The organism is Pseudomonas sp. GM21 (assembly GCF_000282215.1).
In the GTDB taxonomy this organism is placed as follows: domain Bacteria; phylum Pseudomonadota; class Gammaproteobacteria; order Pseudomonadales; family Pseudomonadaceae; genus Aquipseudomonas.
The window spans coordinates 94,356-120,117 of sequence record NZ_AKJS01000005.1 but is presented as its reverse complement, the minus strand read 5'-3'; the positions used below and the strand labels follow the sequence as shown (position 1 = coordinate 120,117).

The following is a 25,762-nucleotide window of genomic DNA, read 5'->3' as shown; positions in this document are numbered from 1 at the left end:
CAGGCTCGGCAGCTGCTACATGCCCATCAAACTTAGCCAATCCCCGCGCAACAAGCGAGGTTGGCGCGATATGCAGGTTCATTGGCAAGGATCGCAGCCATGGATCGATTGTCCGCTTTCGGGGGGCAGCACAAACTTTGTCCATCAGCGCCGCCACGACATTCCCCGCGAGGACAGCACCATGAGCAGCACCATTGCCGGTATCAACATCCCCGACAGCGCACTGGCCAAGGCCACCACCGAATACATCCGCGACATCGAATCCGACCTGCTGTATCACCACTCGCGCCGGGTGTTTTTGTTTGGCGCCCTGAGCGGCGAACGCAAGCAACTGGCCTACAACCCGGAGCTTTTGTACGTCGGCGCGATGTTCCACGACCTCGGCCTGGTGGAAGGTCATCGCAGCGCTGACGAGCGTTTTGAAGTCGACAGCGCCAATGCCGCCAAAGCGTTCCTCAAGCCTTACGGGTTGAACGACGACGATATCGAGCAGGTCTGGTTGTCGATTGCGCTGCACACCACGCCGGGCGTGCCGCAGCACCTGCGCCCCAACGTGGCGCTGGTGACCGCGGGCGTTGAAATGGATGTGCTGGGCATCGACTACGCGGCTTTTACCACCGTGCAGCGCGAGGCAGTAGTGCATGCGCATCCACGGGGTGAAGGGTTCAAGGAGTGCATCCTGTGTGCGTTCGCCAATGGCTTCAAGCACAAGCCTGATACCACGTTTGGCACGGTGAATGCGGATGTGCTGGTCGACAGCGAGGCGGGGTTCAAGCCGATGAACTTCGTCGAGATCATCCGCCAATCCCCTTGGTTGGCATAAAGCCAATGTGGGAGCGAGCCTGCTCGCGATGAGGTCATAACATTCAAAGCAAATGTTGAATGCTAGACCGCTATCGCGAGCAGGCTCGCTCCCACAGAGGATTTGGGTTGACCATGTATTTGTGGTCAACCCGGCATGACGTTTAAGCCGCTTCCGGCGCTTGCGCGCGGCGCACGTCCGGTTGTTTCCAGGAGTCGGCAGCGCTTTCCTCGATGGCTTGCTGAATCGCACGCTTGCGGCTTTCTTCGGCGCGGCGGCTGAAGAACCAGACCAGGAAGGTCACGATCGACACCGCCAGCAGAATCAGGCTGGCCACGGCGTTGATCTCAGGCTTGACGCCCAGACGCACCGCCGAGAACACTTCCATCGGCAAGGTCGTGGAACCCGGCCCCGACACGAAGCTCGCCAGCACCAGGTCATCCAGCGACAGGGCGAACGACATCATGCCGCCCGCCGCCAGCGACGGTGCAATCATCGGGATGGTGATCAGGAAGAACACCTTCCACGGCCGTGCACCGAGGTCCATGGCCGCCTCTTCGATGGACAGGTCCAGCTCACGTAAACGTGCCGACACCACCACCGCCACATACGCCGCACAGAAGGTCGTATGCGCGATCCAGATGGTGATGATGCCGCGTTCCTGTGGCCAACCGATCATCTGCGCCATGGCCACGAACAATAGCAACAGCGACAGACCGGTAATCACTTCCGGCATCACCAGCGGCGCGGTCACCAAACCACCGAACAGCGTGCGACCCTTGAAGTGAGTGATACGGGTCAGCACGAACGCCGCCAGCGTACCGAGCGCGACCGCTGCAATCGCCGTATAGCAGGCAATTTCCAGCGAGCGCACCACCGAGCCCATCAGTTGGGTGTTATCGAGCAGGCCGACGTACCACTTGATCGACCAACCGCCCCACACTGTCACCAGTTTCGAGGCGTTGAACGAATAGATCACCAGGATCAGCATCGGGGCGTAGATAAACAGCAAGCCGAATACCAGCATCAGGCTGGAGAATCTGAAGCGCTTCATTATTTGCCCTCCATTTCTTTGGCCTGACTACGGTTGAACAGGATGATCGGCACAATCAGGATCGCCAGCATCACCACCGCCAAGGCGGAAGCCACCGGCCAGTCGCGGTTGTTGAAGAACTCTTGCCACAGCACTTTACCGATCATCAGGGTTTCCGGACCGCCGAGCAGTTCCGGGATCACGAACTCGCCCACCACCGGAATGAACACCAGCATGCAGCCGGCGATGATGCCGTTCTTGGACAGCGGAATGGTGATCTTCCAGAAGCTGTTGAAGGTGCTCGAACCAAGGTCGGAGGCGGCTTCCAGCAAACTGTTGTCGTGCTTCACCAGGTTGGCGTAAAGCGGCAGGATCATGAACGGCAGATAGGAGTAAACGACACCAATGTAGACGGCGAGGTTGGTATTGAGGATCTGTAGTGGTTCATCAATCCAGCCCATGCTCATCAGGAAACCGTTGAGCAGACCGTTGTTGCTGAGGATGCCCATCCACGCATACACGCGGATCAGGATCGCGGTCCAGGTCGGCATCATGATCAGCAGCACCAGCACCGTTTGCATCTCTTTACGGGCACTGGCGATGGCGTAGGCCATGGGGTAACCGATCAGCAGGCAAAGGACGGTGCTGATCAGCGCCATCTTCAACGAGCCGAGGTAGGCTGCGATGTACAACTCGTCGTCGCCGAGCATCGCGTAGTTGCCGAGGTTGAGCAGCAACTGCAATTTCTGTTCGGCGAAGCTGTAGATTTCGGTGTACGGCGGAATGGCGACGTCGGCTTCGGCGAAGCTGATCTTCAAGACGATGAAGAACGGCAACATGAAGAACATGAACAGCCAGATGAACGGAACCCCGATGACCAACTGGCGGCCACCGGGAATTATTCGATTGAGGCGGCGTTTGAATTTGCGCATGTTCATGAGCGAAGTACCACGCCGCTGTCGTCTTCCCAGTACACGTAAACCTGGTCACCCCAGGTTGGACGCGCGCCACGGCGCTCGGCGTTGGCGACGAACGACTGGACGATCTTGCCGCTTGGCAATTCGACGTAGAACACCGAGTGACCGCCGAGGTAGGCAATGTCGTGCACCTTGCCGCTGGACCAGTTGTATTCGCAGGTCGGCTGCGTCGGCGTCACCAGCAGTTTTTCCGGACGGATCGCGTAGGTTACGGATTTGTCCTGCACCGAGGTGCTGATGCCGTGGCCCACATAGATCTGGCGGTCCAGGTCCTTGCAGGTGATGGTCGCGTGACCTTCGGCGTCGTCGATCACTTCACCGTCGAAGATGTTGACGTTGCCGATGAACTCGCAGACCAGGCGGCTGGTCGGAGTTTCGTAGATGTCGATCGGGCTGCCGATCTGGGCGATCCAGCCCAGGTGCATGATCGCGATGCGCTCGGCCATGGTCATGGCCTCTTCCTGGTCGTGGGTCACCATGACGCAGGTTACGCCGACGCGCTCGATGATCTCGACCAGCTCAAGCTGCATCTGCGAACGCAGCTTTTTGTCCAGCGCACCCATCGGTTCATCGAGCAGCAACAGCTTCGGTCGCTTGGCCAGCGAACGCGCCAGTGCCACACGTTGACGCTGGCCACCGGACAACTGATGCGGCTTGCGCTTGGCGAACTGGCTCATCTGCACCAGCTTGAGCATGTCGGCCACACGCGCGTCGACTTCAGACGCGGGCAACTTGTCCTGCTTGAGGCCGAACGCGATGTTCTGCGCCACGGTCATGTGCGGGAACAAGGCATATGACTGGAACATCATGTTGATCGGTCGCTCGTACGGCGGCATGTCGGTGATGTCGACGCCGTCGAGGAAAATGCGCCCTTCGGTCGGTCGTTCGAAGCCGGCAAGCATCCGCAGCAGAGTGGATTTGCCCGAACCCGAGCCGCCGAGCAGGGCGAAAATCTCGCCTTTCTTGATTTCCAGGGACACATCGTCCACGGCAATCGTCTCGTCGAACTTTTTCGTGACCCGGTCGATTTTGACCAACACCTGTTTAGGTGTCTGGTCGCCCTCGAGGGCTTTCTTATAGGCGCCGGAGGCAACTGCCATTTACGAAACTCCCAGAAAAAAAGAGTGCAGTTCGCTCAAGGTGAGCCAACCTTGGATAGTTTGAGCCCTGAAGCTATTTACCCGACTTGACCTTGGTCCAGCTGCGGGTCATCAAACGTTGAATGTTTGGTGGTAACTCGATTGACACGTAGGTCTTGTCGAGGACTGCTTGCGGTGGATAGACCGACTCGTCGGTGCGGATGGACTGTTCCATCAGTTTGTCCGAGCCGGGGTTGGGGTTCGCATAGCCAACAGAATCGCTGACCTGTGCGATCACCTCGGGTTTCAACAAATAGTTGATGAAGGCGTGGGCCTCTTTGACGTTGGCCGAATCCTTTGGAATCGCCAGCATGTCGAACCACAGCGCACCACCCTCTTTGGGAATGGTGTAGGCAACATTGACGCCTTTGCCGGCTTCTTCCGCACGGGCCTTGGCCTGGAACATGTCACCGGAGAAACCGATGGCGATGCAGATGTCGCCATTGGCCAGATCCGCGATGTACTTGGACGAATGGAAGTACGTCACATAAGGCCGCACCGCCAGCAACTTGGCTTCAGCTTTTTTGTAATCTTCGGGGTTGGTGCTGTTGGCGTTCAGGCCCATGTAGTTGAGGACCGTCGGCATCATTTCATCGGCAGAATCGAGGAACGCTACGCCACAGCTTTGGAGCTTCTTGATGTTCTCCGGTTCAAACAGCACGCTCCATGAATCGATCGAATCGACACCCAGTACCGTCTTGATCTTGTCGACGTTGTAACCGATGCCGTTAGTGCCCCACAGATAGGGAACAGCATAAAGATTACCCGGATCGTTTTGCTCCAGACGCTTGAGCAGCACCGGATCAAGGTTGGAATAGTTGGTCAGCTTGGACTTGTCGAGCTTCTGGAAAGCGCCCGCCTTTATCTGCTTGCCGAGGAAGTGGTTGGACGGCACGACCACGTCGTAACCGGTACGCCCGGCCAGCAACTTGCCTTCGAGCGTTTCGTTGGAATCGAAGACGTCATAAACCGGCTTGATGCCGGTCTCTTTCTGGAAATCCGCCAGGGTGGTCGGGCCGATGTAATCCGACCAGTTATAAATATGCACAGTGCCGGCGGCCTGGACACTAACGGCAAGCGTCAGCCCGGCGCCAATCAGCATGGCATTGCGAAACAAAGAAAAAACTGGCAAGTGGAGGTCCTCTAAAATGAGTTGGGCTCAAGTTGCCCCGCGTTACATGACAGCCATGGCTGCCCGGCAACAAAACCGGCGCGCAACTTACCCTCGAAAAACCGTTCCAGCAAACTTTATGAAGTTCTGTAGCAGCTGCCGCAGGCTGCGTTCAACTGCGAAGCCGTTGTGCTGTTGAAAAAGCGGAGGCCCTTCGGACCTCAACGCAGCCTTCGGCAGCTGCTACAGAGTATTACTTCTTATTTACCGGACTTGATCTTGGTCCAACTGCGAGTCAGCAGACGCTGGGTCGCGGCCGGCAAGTCGGCAATTGCGTACAGCTTGGCGAGGACGTCCGCTGGCGGGTAGATGCCTGGATCGCTGGTGATGTCTTTATCAACCAACGGTGTGGCGGCCGCGTTACCGTTCGGGAAGCGCACGGCGTTGGTGATTTCAGCCATGATTTCCGGCTTCTGCAGGAAGGTCATGAACTTGTAGGCGCCTTCGACGTTTTCGGCATCTTTAGGGATGGCGACCATGTCATAGAAGCTGCCAGCACCTTCTTTCGGAATGTTGTAGCTGACTTTCACCTTGTCACCGGCTTCAGCCGCGCGGGATTTGGCCTGGTAAATGTCACCCGAATAACCCACGGCTACGCAGATGTTGCCGTTGGCCAGGTCAGAGATGTACTTGGACGAGTGGAAGTAAGCGATCGAAGGACGGACCTTCATGATCAGCGCTTCGGCTTTGTCGATGTCTTCTTTCTTCTGGCTGTCGGTTGGCAGGCCCAGGTAGTGCAACGCCACCGGAATCATCTCGGTTGGCGAGTCCAGCAAGCTGATACCGCACGACTTCAGCTTGGCAGCGTTTTCAGGTTTGAAGATCAGGTCCCAGGAATCGGTCGGTGCGTCGGCACCCAGTGCAGCCTTGACCTTCTCGGCGTTGTAACCGATACCGATCGAACCCCACATGTACGGGAAGGCGTGTTCGTTGCCCGGGTCACTCACCGATACCGCTTTGAGCAGGTCAGGGTTCAGGTTTTTCCAGTTAGGCAGCTTGGACTTGTCCAGCTTCTGGTAAACACCGGCCTTGATTTGCTTGGCCAGGAAGTTGTTCGACGGCACGACGATGTCGTAACCGGACTTGCCGGCCAGCAACTTGGCTTCCAGGGTTTCGTTACTGTCGAAGACGTCGTAGACCACTTTGATGCCCGACTCGTCTTCGAACTTCTTGACGGTGTCCGGCGCGATGTAGTCGGACCAGTTGTAGACGTGAAGAACCTTGTCGTCCGCCTGAACTGCACCCGCCATCACGCCCATCAGGGACATGGCGAGAAGGGTCTTGCCAGCTATCTTCATACCTAATGCCTTCATCGGTAATGCTCCAATTTTTTCTTTTTAACCACGTGCTCAGCGGCCTGTTACTGGGCATCTGAAACAACCGGTAGTCTGGCAAGATCCAAGGCAGGCTTTCAAGGAAAGACCCTCCTTTGTTTGCTCTGAGCGAAATGTAACGTCACACCCGCTCAGAGCCTAGCACTTAGCCCTGCAGCGCACTCAGGGTCAGGTCCAGACACTTGCGTGCCTTGGCCACCAACTCATCGATTTCAGCCGGTGTAATCACCAGTGGCGGAGCAATGATCATGGTGTCGCCCACGGCGCGCATGATCAGGCCGTTGTCGAAGCAGAACTGGCGGCAAATCATGCCGACGCCCTTGCCTTCGTAACGTGTGCGAGTGGCTTTGTCCTGAACCAGTTCAATGGCCCCCAACAGACCGACCCCGCGCACTTCCCCCACCAGCGGGTGATCGTTCAGTTCCCGCAGACGCTTTTGCAAATAAGGTGCCGTTTCTGCATGAACGCGCTCGACAATTTTTTCTTCGCGCAGGATGCGGATGTTTTCCAGCGCCACCGCGGCGGCCACCGGGTGACCGGAGTACGTGAAACCGTGGTTGAAATCGCCGCCTTCGTTCAGCACCTCGACCACTTCGTCACGCACGATCAGACCACCCATAGGGATGTAGCCGGAGGTCAGGCCTTTGGCGATAGTCATCATGTCGGGCTTGAGGTCGTAGTAATCGGTACCAAACCACTCACCGGTGCGGCCAAAACCACAAATCACTTCGTCCGCCACGAACAAAATGTCGTATTTGGCGAGGATTTCCTTGATGCGCGGCCAGTAGGTGTCTGGCGGAATGATCACGCCGCCGGCACCCTGGATCGGCTCGGCAATAAAGGCACCGACGTTGTCCACGCCGACTTCCAGAATTTTCTCTTCCAGCTGATTGGCCGCCCAGACACCGAACTCTTCAGGCGTCATGTCACCGCCTTCGGTGAACCAGTACGGCTGTGCGATGTGGACGATGCCCGGAATCGGCAAGTCGCCTTGTTCGTGCATGTACGTCATGCCACCCAGGCTCGCGCCGGCCACGGTGGAACCGTGATAACCGTTCTTGCGGCTGATGATGACTTTCTTCTTCGGCTGGCCCTTGATTGCCCAGTAGTGACGAACCATACGCAGCATGGTGTCGTTGCCTTCCGAACCCGAACCGGTGAAGAACACATGGTTCATGCCTTCTGGTGCGATGTCGGCAATGGCCTTGGCCAGTTCCAGAACCGGCGGGTGAGCGGTCTGGAAGAACAGGTTGTAGTAAGGCAGTTCGCGCATTTGCTTGCTGGCGGCATCCGCCAGTTCATCACGACCGTAACCGATCGCTACGCACCACAGGCCGGCCATGCCGTCGAGGATCTTGTTGCCTTCGCTGTCCCACAGGTAAACGCCCTTGGCGTTCGTGATGATCCGCGGGCCTTTCTCTTTCAGCTGTTTGAAATCGCTGAACGGGGCCAGGTGGTGATCGTTGCTCAGGGTTTGCCATTCACGGGTTTGCGGATTATTGCTGGTCATACAAATCTCCTAAAAAAATCAGGTGAAAGCGCCGCCCGACGACGACGGCGCCCGGCGTATCAGACGGCGAATAGCAGGAACTCGCGCTCCCACGAACTGATCACGCGCTTGAAGTTTTCATGCTCGGCCCGCTTGACCGCGACGTAGCCAGTGATGAATTTTTTGCCCAGGTATTTCTCGATGGTCGCGCTGTTTTCCATGCGTTCCAGCGCGTCCTCGATGGTCAGCGGCAGGCGCAGGTTGCGGCGTTCATAGCCACGGCCCACCACCGGCGCGCTCGGGTTAAGGCCTTCGACCATGCCGATGTAGCCGCAGAGCAGGCTCGCGGCAATCGCCAGGTACGGGTTGGCGTCGGCGCCCGGCAGGCGGTTTTCCACCCGACGGTTTTGCGGCCCGGCATCCGGAACCCGCAGGCCCACGGTGCGATTTTCTTCGCCCCACTCCACGTTCACCGGTGCCGAGGTGTCCGGCAGGAAGCGGCGGAACGAGTTCACGTTAGGGGCGAACAACGGCAACAACTCGGGGATCAGCTTCTGCAAGCCACCGATGTGATGCAGGAACAATTGGCTCATGCTTCCGTCTTCATTGGAGAAGACGTTCTTGCCGGTTTCGATGTCGATGATGCTCTGGTGCAAGTGCATCGCACTGCCCGGCTCGCCGGTCATGGGCTTGGCCATGAAAGTCGCCGCCACGTCATGCTTGAGCGCGGCTTCGCGCATGGTGCGTTTGAACACCAGGATCTGGTCGGCCAGGGACAAGGCATCGCCGTGACGGAAGTTGATTTCCATCTGCGCCGTGCCGTCCTCGTGGATCAACGTATCGAGGTCCAGTTCCTGCAATTCGCACCAGTCGTAGACGTCTTCGAACAGCGGGTCGAATTCGTTCGCCGCTTCAATCGAGAACGACTGACGACCGATTTCCGGACGCCCGGAACGGCCAACCGGGGGTTGCAGCGGGTAATCGGGGTCGTCGCTGCGCTTGGTCAGGTAGAACTCCATTTCCGGCGCCACGATGGGCTGCCAGCCGCGGTCGGAATAGAGTTTGAGGACCTTCTTGAGCACGTTGCGTGGCGACAGCTCGATCGGGTTGCCTTGCTTGTCGTAGGTATCGTGGATCACCTGGGCGGTCGGCTCGATGGCCCACGGCACGAGGAATACGGCGTTCTGGTCGGGGCGGCAGATCATGTCGATGTCGGCCGGGTCGAGCAGTTCGTAATAGATGTCGTCTTCGACATAGTCGCCGGTCACGGTCTGCAACAGAACGCTTTCAGGCAGGCGCATGCCTTTTTCAGCGATGAACTTGTTGGTCGGCGAGATCTTGCCACGGGTAATCCCGGTCAAGTCGGCGATCATGCATTCGACTTCTGTGATCTTGTGGTCTTTCAACCAATCGGTGAGCTGGTCGAGGTTGTTACTCATAAATGCCTCTAGGCGTTGAGTTTCCTGCCGCGTTCATGCGTCAGGCAATGATTGACGCGTCGGCGTCGCGTTGAAACGGGTGTCTTGGACAGGCTATCGTGATTTTTTCCGCATCGTGCAGCAAACGCCGGACGTGCAGCATCACTAGCGATAGTCGGGCCGCTATTGTGAATCGGTTCTATATTGAATGAAGTAACCGTAATGGGGGTGCCATCAAGGCCGTCCAGAATATCGGACGGAGACAGTCTATCCGTCATGGATGACAGGATTACCGCCAGGTCCGCAGCCGCTGAGGGCACTGCGCGGACGCAGGTGTCGCCACTGATGTGATAAGCATGCAGACCGATCTGCGTAGAGCAGTCGGTGACGCCGATTAACGGCAGGCGAGACATGAAGCACCCCGGTATTATTGGTGTTATGGGTTTGAATCGAGCTTAGCCTTGTTCATTTTTTTACACAACACCCCCGTAAAAAATACAACACGCCCCGCTCAAGCCTGCGGTAGCCAAAGCGTTCAAAGGCATAAAAACGCCCCAAAGTGCCTCAAAAAAGCCTTACGAGCGCTTTTTTAGGGCAAAAAAGGCCTCGCTTGACTTCGGCATGCCGTTCGGGTTGACTGGAATCCGAAGAGATCAATGATTGATATTTTTAACAACAAAGGTGTTGCATCATGTCGGTACCCCCGCGTGCCGTTCAGCTTAACGAAGCGAACGCGTTCCTTAAGGAACATCCTGAGGTTCTGTACGTTGACCTTCTGATTGCGGATATGAATGGTGTGGTGCGCGGCAAGCGCATTGAACGCACCAGCCTCCACAAGGTTTACGAGAAAGGCATCAACCTGCCGGCCTCTCTATTTGCTCTGGATATCAATGGTTCGACGGTGGAAAGCACCGGCCTGGGCCTGGACATCGGTGATGCCGACCGAATCTGCTATCCAATCCCTGACACCCTGTGCAACGAGCCTTGGCAGAAGCGCCCTACCGCGCAACTGTTGATGACCATGCACGAAATCGAAGGTGACCCCTTCTTCGCGGATCCCCGTGAAGTCCTGCGTCAAGTGGTCGCCAAGTTCGACGAGATGGGTCTGACCATCTGCGCAGCCTTCGAACTGGAGTTCTACCTGATCGACCAGGAGAACGTGAACGGCCGTCCACAACCGCCACGCTCGCCAATCTCCGGCAAACGCCCGCATTCGACACAGGTCTATCTGATCGACGACCTCGACGAATACGTCGACTGCCTCCAGGACATTCTGGAAGGTGCGAAAGAGCAAGGCATCCCTGCCGACGCGATCGTCAAGGAAAGCGCCCCGGCGCAGTTCGAAGTCAACCTGCACCACGTGGCCGACCCGATCAAGGCCTGCGACTACGCAGTCTTGCTCAAGCGTCTGATCAAAAACATCGCCTACGACCATGAAATGGACACCACCTTCATGGCCAAGCCCTACCCGGGCCAGGCGGGCAACGGTCTGCACGTCCATATTTCGATTCTTGATAAAGATGGCAAAAATATTTTTGCCAGCGAGGATCCCGAGCAGAACGCCGCACTGCGTCACGCGATCGGCGGTGTGCTCGAGACCCTGCCGGCGCAGATGGCTTTCCTCTGCCCGAACGTCAACTCCTACCGTCGTTTCGGCGCGCAGTTCTACGTGCCGAACTCGCCATGCTGGGGACTGGACAACCGCACCGTGGCGATTCGCGTTCCGACCGGTTCCTCCGATGCCGTGCGCATCGAACACCGTGTTGCCGGCGCCGATGCCAACCCGTACCTGCTGATGGCTTCGGTCCTGGCAGGCGTGCATCACGGCCTGACCAACAAGATCGAGCCGGGCGCCCCCGTTGAAGGCAACTCCTACGAGCAGAACGAGCAAAGCCTGCCGAATAACCTGCGCGATGCATTGCGCGAGCTGGACGACAGCGAAGTCATGGCCAAGTACATCGATCCGAAGTACATCGATATCTTCGTGGCCTGCAAGGAAAGCGAGTTGGAGGAGTTCGAACACTCCATCTCCGACCTTGAGTACAACTGGTACCTGCATACCGTTTAAGCGGTTGCAGTAAAAAAGAACGCCGTCGGCTGATAAGGCCGACGGCGTTTTTTTATGGCCGCCTGCGGCGGATCGCCAGCAGGCTAGCTCCCACAGGGATTACCTGGGTACACGGAATTTATGTTCACTGGAGATCAACTGTGGGAGCGAGCCTGCTCGCGATGGCGTCCTGGCAGACAACACACAACCCTGCTCGTACAATGCCCCCTGCCCCGCAGGAGACTTCAATGACCCGACTCGCCACCCCACGCAAACCCCGCCCCCGCAGCCAGGCGCGGATTGATTCGATTCTCGATGCTGCCCGCACGCTGCTGGCCGCCGAGGGCGTGGGCAGTCTGTCGATTTACAGTGTCGCCGAGCGCGCGGAGATTCCGCCCTCCTCCGTCTACCACTTCTTCGCCAGCGTACCGGCGCTGCTCGAAGCGCTGACCGCCGACGTCCACGCCGCGTTCCGCGCCTGCCTGCAAGCGCCTATCGATCATGAGGCGCTCTGCGGCTGGCGTGACCTGTCACGCCTGGTGGAGCAACGCATGCTCGCGATCTACAGCGAAGACGCCGCCGCCCGCCAGTTGATCCTCGCCCAGCATGGCCTGACCGAAGTCACCCAGGCCGACCGCCAGCACGACATCGAACTGGGCGACCTGATGCACAAGCTCTTCGATCACCACTTCGAATTGCCCAAGCTGCCAACCGACGTCGACGTATTTGCATTGGCCATGGAACTGGGCGACCGCGTCTACGCCCGCTCGGTGCAGCAACACGGGCAGATCACCCCGCGCATGGCCGAGGAAGGGATGCGGGTGTTTGATGCCTATTTAGGGCTGTACTTGCCGCCGTATTTGTCGAAGCGCGCCGCGCTATGATCGTTCCCACGCTCCGCGTGGGAATGCCTCAACGGACGCTCCGCGTTCGACCTTTGGGACGCTGAGCGTCCCGGGCTGCATTCCCACGCAGAGCGTGGGAATGATCTGTGAAACACACACGCACGCCTTACAACTTGGCGATCGACACTTCAGTGGATTTCACGAACGCAATCACTTCACTGCCCACCACCAGTTCCAGCTCTTTGACCGAGCGCGTGGTGATCACCGAAGTGACGATGCCCGACGCAGTTTGCACGTCGATTTCCGACAGCACGTCACCCAGTACGATTTCCTTGATGGCGCCTTTGAATTGGTTGCGAACGTTAATGGCTTTGATGGTCATGTGATTTCTCCTGAGGTCGAAATGAGCTTGCAACTTGCCGCTGCTTCTAATGCGCCCAACGCAATTGCGTAGGCAAGGGTGATACGGGTTCCGGTTCCGGCGGTTCACCGGGCAGTGCGAGCACACGATTAAGCACTTGGGTTTCCAGCGCCGCCAGCCGATGCGAGCCGCGAACCCGAGGGCGCGGCAGCTCCACCAGCAGGTCGAGGCCGACTTCGCCCTCTTCGATCAGGATCACCCGATCGGCAATCGCCACCGCTTCGCTGACGTCGTGGGTCACCAGCAACACGGTGAAACCATGCTTCTGCCAGAGCCGCTCGATCAGTTGCTGCATTTCAATTCGGGTCAGGGCGTCCAGCGCACCCAGCGGTTCGTCGAGCAACAGCAAACGCGGTTGGTGGATCAGCGCGCGAGCCAGGGCCACACGCTGTTTCTGTCCACCGGACAAGGCGGCAGGCCATTCATTGGCGCGATCGGCCAGGCCGACGGACTCTAGCGCTTCCAGTGCTTGCGGCCGCCAGTTGCCCTTGAGCCCGAGGCCGACGTTGTCGATGACCTTTTTCCAGGGCAGCAGACGCGCTTCCTGAAACATCAAACGGGTGTCTTCTCGCGCGTCACTCAGCGGCGCAGCGCCGGCGAGCAATACACCGCCCGTGGGTTGGTCGAGACCGGCCAGCAGGCGCAGCAAGGTACTTTTTCCGCATCCGCTACGACCGACCACGGCGACAAACTGGCCCGCCGGAATGTGCAGATCGATCTCACGCAGCACTTGCCGCGAGCCGAAGGTTTTTTGCAGTTTGCGCACCACCAGCGGAATCCCGCGCAGCAGGCGTGGAGGTTGTTGAGCCGTCATGCCGCACCTCCTTTGGCAACTTGATAAGCCGGATGCCAGCGCAGCCACACACGCTCAAGACCACGGGCCGCGAGGTCGGCCAGCTTGCCGAGTACCGCGTACAGCAGAATCGCCAGTACCACCACATCAGTCTGCAAAAACTCCCGGGCATTCATCGCCAGATAACCGATACCGGAACTGGCGGAGATGGTTTCCGCGACGATCAGCGTCAGCCACATGAAGCCCAGTGCGAAACGCACGCCGACCAAAATTGAAGGCAACGCGCCCGGCAGAATCACCTGGCGAAACAGGCTGAAGCCGGACAAGCCATAACTGCGTGCCATCTCCACCAGTGCCGGGTCGACGTTGCGAATGCCGTGATAGGTGTTGAGGTAAATCGGGAACAACGTGCCCAGCGCAACCAGAAAAATCTTCGCCGACTCGTCAATGCCGAACCACAAAATCACCAGCGGAATCAGTGCCAGGTGCGGCACGTTGCGGATCATCTGCACCGAACTGTCGAGCAGGCGTTCGCCCCATTTCGACAGGCCGGTGATGAAGCCCAGCGCCAGACCGATACCGCCACCGATGGTGAAGCCCAGCGCGGCGCGCCAGCCGCTGATTGCCAAGTGCGTCCAGATTTCGCCGCTGCTCACCAGGCTTACACCGGCTTCGATCACCGCGATGGGTGCCGGCAGAATCCGTGTCGACAACCAGCCTGCCGACACCGACAACTGCCACACCGCCAGCAGCAACACCGGCAACGCCCAGGGCGCGAGACTGTGGGTAATTTTCTTCATGGCGCGCCTCAGCTCTGGGACGCGGCTTTGGGAAGAATGTCGTTGGCCACCATTTCACCGAACGGGCTGACGTAACCTGCGCTTTTCGGCAACTCGGGACGCTCGATGTCGAGGTGCGGGAACAGCAATTCGGCTACGCGGTACGACTCTTCAAGGTGTGGATAACCGGAGAAGATGAAGGTGTCGATGCCCAAGTCCGCGTATTCCTTCACGCGAGCCGCCACGGTCGGACCGTCGCCAACCAATGCAGTACCGGCACCGCCACGCACCAGCCCGACACCGGCCCACAGGTTAGGGCTGACTTCCAGGTTGTCACGGCTGCCACCATGCAGGGCGGCCATGCGCTGCTGGCCGACGGAATCGAAGCGCGCCAGAGAAGCCTGAGCGCGGGCGATGGTGTCGTCGTCCAGATGCGAGATCAGTTTGTCAGCCGCTTGCCACGCCTCGGCATTGGTCTCGCGAACGATCACATGCAGGCGGATACCGAAGCGCACGGCACGACCGAGCTTCGCGGCTTTGGCGCGCACTTGCTCGATCTTCTCGGCGACAGCGGCCGGTGGTTCGCCCCAGGTCAGGACCATTTCCACTTGCTCAGCCGCGAGATCTTGCGCCGCTTCCGACGAGCCGCCGAAGTACAGCGGCGGACGCGGTTGCTGGATCGGTGGATAGAGCAACTTCGCCCCTTTCACACTGATGTGCTGGCCGTCGTAATCAACGGTTTCGCCTTCCAGCACGCGACGCCAGATGCGGGTGAATTCCACCGAGGCCTGATAGCGCTCTTCGTGGCTGAGGAACAAGCCATCGCCGGCCAGTTCTTCCGGATCACCGCCGGTCACCAGGTTAAACAGCGCACGCCCACCCGACAGACGATCCAGGGTCGCCGCCTGGCGGGCCGCCACCGTCGGGGAAATGATCCCGGGGCGCAGGGCGACAAGGAATTTCAAACGCTGGGTCACCGGGATGAGCGATGCGGCCACCAGCCATGAGTCTTCGCAAGAGCGACCGGTAGGAATCAGCACGCCGCCGAAACCCAGACGATCCGCCGCTTGCGCGACTTGTTGCAGGTAACCGTGGTCGACGGCGCGAGCGCCTTCGGCGGTGCCAAGGTAATGGCCGTCGCCGTGGGTAGGCAGGAACCAGAAAATATTGAGGCTCATGGAGTGGTCTCCTAAGGGAATCGGATTACTGCGCTTTGGTTACTGAGCTTTGGGCAACAGTTGCCGGTGGCGTCCAGATCACGTCTTTGATGCTCAATTGCTTCGGAATCAGCTTGAGCTGATAGAAGCTGTCGGCGATTTTCTGTTGGGCGGCAACGACTTCAGGCGTGAGGAATATCGCGCCGAAGCCTTGGCGCTTCATTGAGGTCAGGGTGATGTCCGCTGGCAGACCGAGCAGGGGCGAAACCTGTTGAGTGACGTCTTCAGGATTGGCTTTGGCCCATTCACCGACTGCGCGCACTTCTTCGACAAGGGTCTTGATCACCTCGGGATTTTTCTGCGCGTAAGGCTTGGTGGCGAGGTAGAACTGATGGTTGTCGACGATGCCCTGGCCATCGCGCAGGGTGTGCGCTTGCAGTTGCTGTTCGGCGGCCGCCTGGTACGGATCCCAGATCACCCAGGCGTCGACGCTGCCACGCTCGAACGCGGCGCGGGCATCGGCCGGTGGCAGGAACACAGTCTGGATGTCGGTGTAATTGAGGCCGGCGTCTTCAAGCGCGCGGACCAGCAGGTAGTGAACGTTGGAGCCCTTGTTGAGCACGACTTTCTTGCCCTTGAGGTCCTTCACCGATTTGATCGGCGAGTCCTTCGGCACCAGGATTGCTTCGGCGTGCGGTGCAGGCGGTTCGTAGGCGACGTAGAGCAAATCGGCGCCGGCAGCCTGGGCAAATACTGGCGGGGTTTCACCCGTGACACCAAAGTCGATGGAGCCGACATTCAGGCCTTCGAGCAGTTGCGGGCCACCAGGGAATTCCGTCCATTGCACGTCCACGCCTTGGGCGGCGAGGCGTTTTTCCAATGTGCCTTTGGCTTTGAGCAGCACCAGGGTGCCGTACTTTTGATAACCGATTCGCAACGTCTCGGCTTGAGCTTGAGTAATGGCGCCGAAGGACACAGCCGCAACAAACAGAGCGACCAGACCACGACGCAAAATGACAGTGCGCATAGCGCTCTCCTTTTTGCAGTTGGGTTTTGGCTGCACCTGCTTGGCCGTTGGCGGCTGAGTAAGGTGAGTAGATCAATTTCGGGGGAGGCTTAAATGCTCCAGCGAGCACTCAACAAACGTTCATTCAACAGGTTTGGGTCGAGAGGTTTGGGTCGTCTCGCCATGGCGCTGAAAAACTGCTCCAGCGCTTCATTCAATCGTTGTGCAAGCTGCGGTGCCAATTGCGCCTGGGCGCTGCCTTCGCCGTAGGCGATCTGGCTGTCTTCGGCAAAAATTCCCTGCAGCATTTCCTGGGCTTTCAACGCCGACAGCACTGGCTTGAGCGCGTAATCCACCGCCAGCATGTGGGCGATGCTGCCGCCCGTGGCCATCGGCAACACGACTTTATGGTGGAGTGCTCGTTCGGGCAGCAGGTCCAGCACGGTTTTCAGTGCGCCCGAGAACGACGCCTTGTAAACCGGTGTGGCAATCAACAGGCCGTCGGCGTTTTCAATCTGTTGCAGCAGGTCGATGATCTTGGGGCTGTCAAAGCGTGCATGCAGCAAGTCTTCCGCCGGGAAGTCCCGAACCTGGTAACTCACCACTTCCACACCTTGCTCTTGTAACCAGCGTTGGGAGCGTTCCAGCAGCACCCCGGAACGGGAACGTTGGCTGGGACTGCCACCGAGTGAGACGACCAGCATTCAGATGATTCCTTGAACGGTGTTGGCGATTCGCGGTTTGCGATCTCGCTGTGATGAGGGAGACCTTAACAGGTGATTGTTATATCTATAAATCATATTTATTCATTTGGTTATTCGTTTTGGAGATATATAAATCACTGAATTCCAGGTGTAAAAAAAGGCCGTCGAAACGGCCTGAAATCCCCTGCTGCTTTTGTGGTGATCGTTCCCATGCTCCGCGTGGGAATGCAGCTCGTGACGCTCCGCATCACTGGACGCGGAGCGTCCCTAGAGGCATTCCCACGCAGAGCGTGGGAACGATCAGTGGTTACCGGTTCGGCTGCGGCGTCAGGCGCAAATAAGGCTTAACCGCACGATAGCCCTTGGGAAAACGCTGCTTGATTTCATCCTCATCCTTGAGCGACGGCACGATCACCACTTCATCACCGTCCTGCCAGTTGGCCGGGGTGGCCACTTTGTAGTGGTCGGTGAGTTGCAGCGAATCGATCACCCGCAGAATTTCGTGGAAATTGCGGCCGGTGCTTGCCGGGTAGGTAATGGTCAGTCGAATCTTTTTATTCGGATCGATCACGAACAGCGAACGTACAGTCAGGGTGTCGTTGGCGTTGGGATGGATCAGGTCGTAAAGGTCCGACACCTTGCGATCGGCGTCGGCGAGGATCGGGAAGTTGACCAGGGTGCTCTGGGTTTCGTTGATGTCCTCGATCCACTTGTGGTGCGAGTCCACCGGGTCAACCGACAGGGCAATGGCTTTCACCCCGCGACTGGCAAACTCATCCTTGAGCCTGGCGGTGAACCCCAGTTCAGTAGTGCAGACCGGGGTGAAGTCCGCCGGATGGGAAAACAGCACGCCCCAGCTATCGCCCAGCCATTCGTGAAAACGGAGGGTGCCGGCGCTGGAATCCTGTTCAAAGTCGGGGGCGATGTCGCCCAGTCTGAGGCTCATGGTTCTGCTCCTGATGAGTGCTTGTTGAGCTCGACTGTGCCTGTATTTACGAATGATTAAAAAGAATAAATATCGATTTGTTTAGACCTATAACGAATATTAAAGATCTGTTCACTGGACGTGATCAGGCGACGAGACGAACATCGCCCACAAGGTTCGAGAAGGCCTTGAGTGCTGCAAAAGAGGGGAATTTCGAGGAGGGTTTACGGGGGTGAACCGCCTTGAAACACAAAAGCCCCGCCGGGCGTGATGCCGGGCGGGGCTTTTTTGTTTCGGTGACGCGAACGCTATTACAACAGCGGGATCGAGTAGCTGACGATCAGACGGTTTTCATCCTGGGTGCGAGTGTTCGGCAGGTCTGTACGCCAGGTCGCATTTTTCCAGGTAACGCCGAGGTTCTTCAGCGGGCCATCCTGAAGCACGTAAGCCACGGTCAGATCGCGTTCCCACTCGGAAGCGCCGTTGGCCGCCACGCCACCGCGAGCGTTAACGGTATCGATGTCGTCACCATGCAGGTAAACCATACCTGCCGTCAGGCCCGGTACGCCGACCTTGGCGAAGTCGAACGAGTAGCGTGCCTGCCAGGAGTGTTCACCGGCACGGGCGAATTTCTGGATTTGCGAGTCGGTGATGATATAGGCCGACGCTCCGTCACCCTGGTTCAGGTAAACGAAGTCGCTGCTACCGTTGCTGACCTGATAACCGCCACCGAAGGTATGACCGGCAACCGTGTACAGGAACAGGCCGCTGTACAGGTTGTTGTCGACCTTGCCTTTACCGTTCGGCGCGTTGTAGTTACCAGTGGAGTAGTACAACGGGTTGTGGCCGTTGGCACCATCATCAGTGCTGTTGAAATAACGCAAATCCGACTTCAACACGCCCGGGCCGATTGCCCAGTTGTGCACCAGACCCAGGAAGTGTTGCTTGTAGAACTCTTCCAGGTTGCCGTAGTAATACTGGGCCGTCAGGTCCTTGGTGATTTTGTAGTCGCCGCCGGCAAAGTTGAACTTGTTGCTGTCGCGGAAATTGGGACCACGGGTGTTCGCACCCGCAATCGACATCTGTTCGTTGTTGCTGGAGTTACGACCTTTAACGGCTTCGATCTGACCACCGATCAGCGTCAGGTCCTTGATGTCACCGGAAGAGAGCTGGCCACCCTGCCAGGTTTGCGGCAGCAAACGACCGTCGTTGGTCACGATGACCGGCAGTTTGGGTTGCAAGGTACCCAGCTTCAGTTCGGTCTGGGAGATCTTGGCTTTGGCAGTCACACCCAGGCTGGAGAAGTCATCAACCGGTTCGCCGTTGGACTTGGTTGGGAAAACAGTGCCACCGTAAGAAGTTGCAGTGGCGCCATTGGTGCCGCCGCCCGAATCCAGCTTCACGCCCAACAGGCCGATTGCATCAATACCGAAGCCGACAGGGCCTTGGGTATAACCGGAGATGAAACGCAGATCGAAGCCTTGGCCCCACTCTTCGTTTTTGTTCGGCCCAGTACCATCACGGTAATCGGTGTTGATGTAGAAGTTACGCAGCCCCAGGGTGGCTTTGCTGTCTTCGATGAAACCGGCGGCGCTTGCTTGTTGCGCCAGAACCCCAACAGCCACAGCCATGGCCAAGGTGGACTTGTTCATTGTTTCGCTCCTCATTTCTAATGCTTGTGGTCCTGGCCCCGGGTCTAGCGCCCTGGATCCTGAGACACGCAATTTTTGCCGAGCCGTCTAGCCCGGTCGTTTTGGCGATGCAGAATACAGCGCCATAAAGCCAAAAAGAATTTTGTGTTTCTTTTTAATTCCGTTTAGGCATATGCCTGTGCAGCACAGATTCGAGGTATCGGCATAAACGCCCATTCCTTGACCTGCTCTACTGACGGGAATCAATGTGTTGAAGCCGAGCCTCAAGCTGAGTACCGGACCGGACTTACTTTAGGGGTTTGCAGAAAAAACCAAAAAGAATAAAAAATAAGCACAACAGATGTTATTGGAATATAGGAAGACAAAAAAAAGCCTCGCCACAAGGCGAGGCTCTTTTTGAAGGCTTATTACAAGAAGCTGTAGGTGTAGTTGAAGATCACACGGGTCTGGTCCTGGTCAGCGATGTTGATTTCGCTGCCACGGTAGACACCATTACGCAACGTCACACCCAGACCTTTGAGGGCGCCTTGCTGAATGGTGTAGTCGATCCGCATATCGCGCTCCCACTCAGACGCATCAGGGCCGGTGCCGTTCAGAGCTTTGATGTTTTCGCCGTGCAGGTAGGCGATCGAGGTTTTCAGGCCCGGGACACCCAGCGCCGCGAAATCATAGGAGTACTGGCCGAAGGTGGTGTTTTCACCGGCACGGACAAAGCCGTTGATCATGGAGTCGGTGAACAGGTAGAAGCTGGCACCGCCCTCCCCCTGGTTACGCCCGTTGCTGTTAACCACTTGGGCCTGGTTCAGGTAGACGAAACCACCGTCATCGTTGACGCGTTGATGGCCGAGCAGAAATGCGTTGCCACCCAGGGTATAGGTGAACATACCGCTCCAGGTTTTGTTATCGACCTCGCCTGGAGTCTTGGCGAAACCACCGTTGTTATTGAAGATATAACCCGCATCACCGTTCTTGCCATTAGAGCTGCTGTCGAAGTAGCGGAAATCCGTCTTGAACGACTGCTTGGCATCGATCGTCCAGACGTGAACCATCCCCAGGAAATCCTGCTTGTAGTAATCCTTCAGTTCCGAGTGGTAGTACTGCAGGGTCAGGTCTTTGGTGGCCTTCCAGTCAACACCGCCGTAACGGAACTGGTTGCTGTCCTGAGTACCGCCCGCCACGGCCAAGCCGCTGGAGTCTGAAGAGGCACGACCCGTCGCGTGTTCTAACTGACCTACGTTGAAGGTAAAGTTGTCGATATCTTTCGAGGAGAGGGTGCCACCTTCAAAGGTCTGTGGCAGCAGGCGGCTGTCGTTCGCGACCAGAATCGGCATGTTCGGTTGCAGTGCGCCGCCCAGGTGGGCTTCGGTCTTCGAGATGCGCGCCTTGACGTTGGCCGCCCCGCGGCTCCATTCGTTCACCGCCGAACCATCGCTGTCGCTTGGGACGAAGCTGTTGTTATCCGGGTGATGACCCTTGCCACCATCCAGGTGGATACCGACCATCGCCTGGGCGTCGATACCGAAGCCGATCGTACCCGGAGTGAAACCGGACAAGTAATCGAACTTGAAGCCTTGAGCGCTCTCTCTCTGGTCCGCACCGCCGTCACGGTTATCGTTGTTGAAATACATGGTTCGAGAACTGACGGAAAGCTTGCTGTCTTCGATGAAACCTGCGGCGCCTGCCTGCTGCGCCAAAACCCCTACGGCCACGGCCAGGGCCAAGGTGGACTTGTTCATTGTCTAACTCCTCTCGTTTCTAATTCTTGTGTTCCTGGCCTCGGTTCAACGACCGAAGATCCTAAGATGCGCGATTAGCGCCAGAGCGTGACCCACAAGTCAATCGTAACCATGTGTGTCTACGACCATGGTCTAATCCCCCGTTTTTTGGTCAATGTTGGTCATGAGCCCGTCATAATTCTGCAAAGAACTAGCTCGCCCGTTTCTCATACTTTTTTGGAATTTAGCTCTGTATCACTCGCCGCCACGGAATAGAGCCCCCAGCTCATAAGCTAATTACCAAATGTTATTTATTGGATGTTTTTTAGATCGTTTAGCGTTTGAAGCAATTCGGAAACAATCCCCCACCGAAAGGCGACGCCATGACGACCAGACGCGAACTATCCAGCCTATTTGTTACAGTTTGTGTGTCCCTGATATTTTCTCATTCCGCTCAAGCGGCCAACCTGACTGTGGGTTATCAAACCGGCATCGACCCCAGCAAAGTCCCCCAGGCGGATGGCACTTACGAGCAAACCATAGGCCAGAAAATTGACTGGCGCCGATTCAACAGCGGCCCTGAAGTGGTGACCGCCATCGCGTCCGGTGACGTGCAGATTGGTAACCTCGGCTCCAGTCCTTTGGCCGCAGCCGCCTCGCGCAATCTGCCAATAGTCGCGTTCATCGTGTCTGCCCAGATCAATGCAGCTGAAGCCCTCGTAGTACGCAACGGGAGCGGCATCGACAAACCGCAAGACCTGATCGGCAAAACCATCGCCACCCCCTTCGTCTCAACCTCTCACTACAGTTTGCTCGGCGCGCTGAAGCACTGGGGACTGGACGCCTCGAAAGTCAAAGTGGTGAATTTGCAACCGGCGGAAATCGCAGCAGCATGGAAACGTGGTGATATTGATGGCGCGTTTGTCTGGTCACCGGCGCTGGGGGAAATTCGCAAGACAGGCAAGACATTGACGGATGCCGCGCAGGTCGGTCAGTGGGGGGCGCCGACGTTTGAAGTCTGGGTTGCGCGTAAGGATTACGCCGAGAAACATCCAGAGGTGGTGGCCAAATTTGCCAAGGTCACCCTGGACTCCTTCGCCGACTACGCCGCGCATAAAGACAGTTGGACAGCCGATTCGGTACCCGTGCAGAAAATCGCCAAATTGACCGGTGCCAATGCCGCCGATGTACCCGAGTTGTTGGCCGGCTCTGCGTTCCCGGATGCCAAGGCCCAGCAGACCGCGGCGCTACTGGAGGGCGGTACGGCCAAGGCGATTGGCGAGACGGCGAAGTTCTTGAAGGAGCAAGGGAAGGTTGAAACTGTGCTGCCGGATTATTCGGCGTATGTCAGTGCGAAGTTTGTGGCTGAGTGATGATCGTTCCCACGCTCTGCGTGGGAATGTAGCCCGGGACGCTCCGCGTCCCCTCTAGAGCCGACGCGGAGCGTCCGTTGAGGCATTCCCACGCAGAGCGTGGGAACGATCATGTTCGCCTTCAAAGGGTCTTTTCGAAGATCTTGGAATTACGCTGATAGTTGTACAGCGAAGCCCGCGCCGACGGCAGGCGTTCGACGCTGCTCGGCACAAACCCGCGTTCGCGGAACCAGTGCGCGGTACGGGTCGTCAGCACGAACAGGGTTTTCAAACCCTGGGCCCGGGCACGGGTTTCGATGCGTTCCAGCAGTTCATCACCGCGCCCGCCATGGCGGTATTCCGGGTTCACCGCCAGGCACGCCAACTCCCCGGCGTCCGAATCAGCAATCTGATACAGCGCCGCACAGGCGATGATCATGCCTTCGCGTTCGACCACGCTGAACTGCTCGATCTCACGCTCCAGCACTTCGCGGGAGCGACGCACCAGAATCCCCTGCTCTTCCAGCGGGCTGATCAAATCCAGCAAACCGCCAACATCCTCAATCGCCGCTTCGCGCACAATTTCAAATTGCTCCTGCGCCACCAGCGTACCGCCACCGTCGCGGGTGAACAGCTCGGTCAGCAGCGCACCGTCTTCGGCATAGCTGACAATATGGCTGCGCGCCACGCCGCCCCGGCATGCTTCAGCCGCTGCATCCAACAGCTCGGCCTGATAATTGCTGCCCAGTCGCTGCAAATGTGCCGGTACTTGTTGCGGGCGCAATTCACGCACCAGACGACCGTTTTCATCGATCAAGCCCATATCGGCGCCGAACAGCAGCAATTTGTCCGCGCTCAGGTCGATGGCCGCACGCGTGGCGACGTCTTCGCAGGCGAGGTTGAAGATCTCACCGGTCGGCGAGTATCCCAGGGGCGACAACAGCACGATGGAGCGCTCGTCCAGCAGGCGATTGATACCTTTGCGGTCGACCCGACGCACTTCGCCGGTGTGGTGATAATCCACGCCTTCGAGCACACCAATCGGGCGTGCCGTGACCAGATTGCCGCTGGCCACCCGCAGGCGCGATCCCTGCATCGGCGATGAGGCCATGTCCATGGACAGGCGCGCTTCAATGGCGATACGCAGCTGGCCGACCGCATCGATCACACACTCCAGCGTCGCGGCATCGGTGATGCGCATGCCGTGATGGTAATGCGGAGTCAGGCCACGCGCGGCGAGGCGGGTTTCAATTTGCGGACGGGAACCGTGAACCAGCACCAGCCGTACGCCAAGGCTGTGCAACAACACCAGGTCGTGGACGATATTGCCGAAATTCGGGTGTTCCACCCCATCGCCGGGGAGCATTACTACAAAGGTGCAATCGCGGTGGGCATTGATGTAAGGCGAAGCGTGACGAAGCCAATTAACGTAGTCGGGCATGAACCTGGGCCTGTAAATAAATAGCAGCCAAAAAATGGGCGACACTGAAAACGCACAGCGGGCTGATGGTTATCGTCGGAACAGGCTTGGCGACACGCGCGCTCTCCTCATGGATACGGGTTTGAACATCGGCAATTTATACGTGAAAACACAGAACCTGTGGGAGCGAGCTTGCTCCGGGCGGCGTTCCGACGATGGCGGCATCACCGTCGACGATGATGTTGAATGTTATGGCCTCATCGCGAGCAGCCTCGCTCCCACATTGATTTTGCTCAACTAGCCGGTGTCAGGCAGTAATGTTCAATCAGCTGACGTAATAGATGCACCGTAGGCTGCAAACGTGACATTTCGAGATATTCCCCCGGCTGATGGGCGCAGGCGATATCACCCGGGCCAAGCACCAGCGTCTCGCAGCCAAGTTGCTGAAGATAAGGTGCTTCGGTGCCGAACGCCACTGCTTCGGCGCGATGGCCAGTGAGCTTCTCGGCAACCCGGACCAATTCAGCATCCTCGGCCTGTTCGAAAGGGGGTACTTCGGGGAACAACGGCGCGTAATCGATTTTCACCTGATGCCGTTCGGCAACCGGTTTGAGCCGCTGCAGAATCTCCGCACGCAGGGCTTTGGGGTCCATGCCCGGCAACGGTCGCAGGTCGAACTCCAGCGAGCATTGCCCGCAGATACGGTTGGGGTTATCGCCCCCATGGATGCAGCCGAAGTTCATGGTCGGCGTCGGCACGCCAAACTGCGGGTTGCGAAATTCGCGCTGCCACAACAGGCGCAGACCGCGTAATTCGCCGATGGCATCGTGCATGGCCTCAAGGGCGCTATGGCCCAGGCTTGGGTCCGAGGAATGGCCGCTCTGACCGAGAATATCGATGCGCTCCATCATGATGCCTTTGTGCATGCGGATCGGCTTCAAGCCGGTCGGCTCGCCGATGACCGCCGCGCGGCCCAATGGACGCCCGGCTGCGGCCAGGGCGCGAGCACCGGACATTGAGCTCTCTTCATCGCAGGTGACAAGGATCAGCAGCGGCTGCTTGAATGGCTGATCGAGCAGCGGTATCACCGCCTCGATGGCCAGGGCGAAAAAGCCCTTCATGTCGCAGCTGCCCAGACCAACCCAACGACCATCCACTTCGGTGAGTTTCAGCGGATCGGTCTGCCACAACGCGCCGTCGAACGGCACCGTGTCACTGTGACCGGCGAGCACCAGGCCACCAGGACCCGAACCAAAAGTAGCCAGCAGGTTGAACTTGCCGGGGCTGACCTGCTGGATATCGCAGGCAAAACCCAGATCGCCCAGCCACGTCGCCAACAAATCGATCACCGGGCGGTTGGTCTGATCCAGGCGCGGTTGGGTACAACTGACCGACGGTGCAGCGATCAGCGCAGCGAACTGATCTTTCATGGATGGCAAAGGCATCGCTGACTCCAACTCCCGAATTGAAGTCCATCATAGAACCATCCGGCGACAGGAATAAACCGTCGCGGCGCGTAGGAACGCTCACTCCTGTACACTGCACGACCTTGGCAGCCACACATTCCCCCGGCTGCGCTCCCG

At 58.0% G+C, this 25,762-nt stretch carries 23 protein-coding genes and 1 pseudogene; 5 read left to right on the top strand and 19 right to left on the bottom strand.

Going from position 1 to position 25,762, the window contains the following annotated elements; all coding sequences use genetic code 11:
• Nucleotides 1-181: 181 nt before the first annotated feature.
• Entirely contained in the window at nucleotides 182-823 is a 642-nt protein-coding gene (locus tag PMI22_RS28055; protein ID WP_007942486.1) for an HD domain-containing protein, read from the top strand.
• A gap of 142 nt (nucleotides 824-965) precedes the next feature.
• Here the strand turns inward: PMI22_RS28055 and PMI22_RS28060 are convergent, their stop codons facing one another.
• From PMI22_RS28060 to PMI22_RS31775, 8 genes and pseudogenes are all read right to left on the bottom strand, one after another.
• Nucleotides 966-1,856: an ABC transporter permease subunit gene (locus PMI22_RS28060; RefSeq protein ID WP_007942484.1), complete on the bottom strand. Its 891-nt coding sequence runs from the start codon at nucleotides 1,854-1,856 to the stop codon at nucleotides 966-968.
• Nucleotides 1,856-2,773 carry an ABC transporter permease subunit gene (locus PMI22_RS28065; protein ID WP_007942483.1) on the bottom strand — a complete coding sequence of 306 codons (918 nt, stop codon included), beginning with the start codon at nucleotides 2,771-2,773 and terminating at the stop codon, nucleotides 1,856-1,858. Before PMI22_RS28065 ends, PMI22_RS28060 begins: the two co-directional genes overlap by 1 nt.
• Complete coding sequence (locus PMI22_RS28070) at nucleotides 2,770-3,912, bottom strand: ABC transporter ATP-binding protein (RefSeq protein ID WP_007942482.1); 1,143 nt, start codon at nucleotides 3,910-3,912, stop codon at nucleotides 2,770-2,772. The genes PMI22_RS28065 and PMI22_RS28070 overlap by 4 nt, the downstream gene beginning before the upstream one ends.
• A 73-nt stretch (nucleotides 3,913-3,985) precedes the next feature.
• Nucleotides 3,986-5,083: a polyamine ABC transporter substrate-binding protein gene (locus tag PMI22_RS28075; protein WP_007942479.1), complete on the bottom strand. Its 1,098-nt coding sequence runs from the start codon at nucleotides 5,081-5,083 to the stop codon at nucleotides 3,986-3,988.
• 239 nt (nucleotides 5,084-5,322) lie between these two features.
• Nucleotides 5,323-6,420, bottom strand: a complete 1,098-nt coding sequence (locus tag PMI22_RS28080) for a polyamine ABC transporter substrate-binding protein (RefSeq protein ID WP_033048635.1) — start codon at nucleotides 6,418-6,420, stop codon at nucleotides 5,323-5,325.
• Nucleotides 6,421-6,601: 181 nt separating this feature from the next.
• Complete coding sequence (locus PMI22_RS28085) at nucleotides 6,602-7,966, bottom strand: aspartate aminotransferase family protein (protein ID WP_007942477.1); 1,365 nt, start codon at nucleotides 7,964-7,966, stop codon at nucleotides 6,602-6,604.
• Nucleotides 7,967-8,025: 59 nt separating this feature from the next.
• On the bottom strand, nucleotides 8,026-9,384 hold the full coding sequence (locus PMI22_RS28090) for a glutamine synthetase family protein (protein ID WP_007942476.1): 1,359 nt from the start codon (nucleotides 9,382-9,384) through the stop codon (nucleotides 8,026-8,028).
• A 125-nt stretch (nucleotides 9,385-9,509) separates the two neighbouring features.
• Nucleotides 9,510-9,776: pseudogene (locus tag PMI22_RS31775) on the bottom strand (gamma-glutamyl-gamma-aminobutyrate hydrolase family protein); the annotation flags it as partial.
• Nucleotides 9,777-10,054: 278 nt separating this feature from the next.
• Here PMI22_RS31775 and PMI22_RS28095 point away from each other — a divergent pair.
• Both PMI22_RS28095 and PMI22_RS28100 read left to right on the top strand, forming a co-directional pair.
• Nucleotides 10,055-11,431: a glutamine synthetase family protein gene (locus PMI22_RS28095; RefSeq protein WP_007942475.1), complete on the top strand. Its 1,377-nt coding sequence runs from the start codon at nucleotides 10,055-10,057 to the stop codon at nucleotides 11,429-11,431.
• Nucleotides 11,432-11,658: 227 nt separating this feature from the next.
• Nucleotides 11,659-12,294, top strand: a complete 636-nt coding sequence (locus PMI22_RS28100; RefSeq protein WP_007942474.1) for a TetR/AcrR family transcriptional regulator — start codon at nucleotides 11,659-11,661, stop codon at nucleotides 12,292-12,294.
• Nucleotides 12,295-12,421: 127 nt separating this feature from the next.
• On the opposite strand, the gene PMI22_RS28105 is transcribed toward PMI22_RS28100, so the two are convergent.
• The 9 genes from PMI22_RS28105 to PMI22_RS28145 form a co-directional block, all read right to left on the bottom strand.
• The gene (locus PMI22_RS28105; protein WP_007942473.1) at nucleotides 12,422-12,637 is read right to left on the bottom strand and encodes a TOBE domain-containing protein; all 216 of its coding nucleotides are present in this window, start codon (nucleotides 12,635-12,637) and stop codon (nucleotides 12,422-12,424) included.
• Between the two features lie 46 nt (nucleotides 12,638-12,683).
• Complete coding sequence (gene ssuB, locus PMI22_RS28110) at nucleotides 12,684-13,490, bottom strand: aliphatic sulfonates ABC transporter ATP-binding protein (protein ID WP_007942472.1); 807 nt, start codon at nucleotides 13,488-13,490, stop codon at nucleotides 12,684-12,686.
• Nucleotides 13,487-14,269 carry an aliphatic sulfonate ABC transporter permease SsuC gene (gene ssuC, locus PMI22_RS28115; RefSeq protein WP_007942471.1) on the bottom strand — a complete coding sequence of 261 codons (783 nt, stop codon included), beginning with the start codon at nucleotides 14,267-14,269 and terminating at the stop codon, nucleotides 13,487-13,489. Before ssuC ends, ssuB begins: the two co-directional genes overlap by 4 nt.
• A gap of 8 nt (nucleotides 14,270-14,277) precedes the next feature.
• The gene (ssuD, locus tag PMI22_RS28120) at nucleotides 14,278-15,426 is read right to left on the bottom strand and encodes an FMNH2-dependent alkanesulfonate monooxygenase (protein ID WP_007942470.1); all 1,149 of its coding nucleotides are present in this window, start codon (nucleotides 15,424-15,426) and stop codon (nucleotides 14,278-14,280) included.
• Between the two features lie 25 nt (nucleotides 15,427-15,451).
• Nucleotides 15,452-16,432, bottom strand: coding sequence for a sulfonate ABC transporter substrate-binding protein (locus PMI22_RS28125; protein ID WP_007942469.1), 981 nt, complete (start codon nucleotides 16,430-16,432; stop codon nucleotides 15,452-15,454).
• An 89-nt stretch (nucleotides 16,433-16,521) separates the two neighbouring features.
• Nucleotides 16,522-17,115, bottom strand: coding sequence for an NADPH-dependent FMN reductase (gene ssuE, locus PMI22_RS28130; RefSeq protein ID WP_007942468.1), 594 nt, complete (start codon nucleotides 17,113-17,115; stop codon nucleotides 16,522-16,524).
• A gap of 307 nt (nucleotides 17,116-17,422) precedes the next feature.
• Complete coding sequence (locus PMI22_RS28135) at nucleotides 17,423-18,061, bottom strand: peroxiredoxin (RefSeq protein WP_007942467.1); 639 nt, start codon at nucleotides 18,059-18,061, stop codon at nucleotides 17,423-17,425.
• A gap of 290 nt (nucleotides 18,062-18,351) precedes the next feature.
• On the bottom strand, nucleotides 18,352-19,692 hold the full coding sequence (locus tag PMI22_RS28140) for an OprD family porin (RefSeq protein ID WP_007942465.1): 1,341 nt from the start codon (nucleotides 19,690-19,692) through the stop codon (nucleotides 18,352-18,354).
• Between the two features lie 407 nt (nucleotides 19,693-20,099).
• A complete protein-coding gene (locus PMI22_RS28145) occupies nucleotides 20,100-21,428 on the bottom strand; it encodes an OprD family porin (RefSeq protein WP_007942464.1) in 1,329 nt (442 codons plus the stop codon).
• Between the two features lie 362 nt (nucleotides 21,429-21,790).
• Between PMI22_RS28145 and tauA the strand changes: the two genes are divergently transcribed.
• Nucleotides 21,791-22,780: a taurine ABC transporter substrate-binding protein gene (gene tauA / locus PMI22_RS28150; protein WP_007942461.1), complete on the top strand. Its 990-nt coding sequence runs from the start codon at nucleotides 21,791-21,793 to the stop codon at nucleotides 22,778-22,780.
• Between the two features lie 121 nt (nucleotides 22,781-22,901).
• Here tauA and argA read toward each other — a convergent pair whose 3' ends face one another.
• Entirely contained in the window at nucleotides 22,902-24,200 is a 1,299-nt protein-coding gene (gene argA, locus PMI22_RS28155) for an amino-acid N-acetyltransferase (RefSeq protein WP_007942459.1), read from the bottom strand.
• A 34-nt stretch (nucleotides 24,201-24,234) separates the two neighbouring features.
• Here argA and PMI22_RS28160 point away from each other — a divergent pair, with 34 nt between their 5' ends.
• Complete coding sequence (locus PMI22_RS28160; RefSeq protein WP_007942458.1) at nucleotides 24,235-24,480, top strand: hypothetical protein; 246 nt, start codon at nucleotides 24,235-24,237, stop codon at nucleotides 24,478-24,480.
• On the opposite strand, the gene argE is transcribed toward PMI22_RS28160, so the two are convergent.
• Nucleotides 24,473-25,624 (bottom strand): acetylornithine deacetylase, encoded by a 1,152-nt coding sequence (gene argE / locus PMI22_RS28165; RefSeq protein WP_007942457.1) that lies wholly within the window; start codon nucleotides 25,622-25,624, stop codon nucleotides 24,473-24,475. The genes PMI22_RS28160 and argE overlap by 8 nt on opposite strands.
• Between the last annotated feature and the right edge of the window lie 138 nt (nucleotides 25,625-25,762).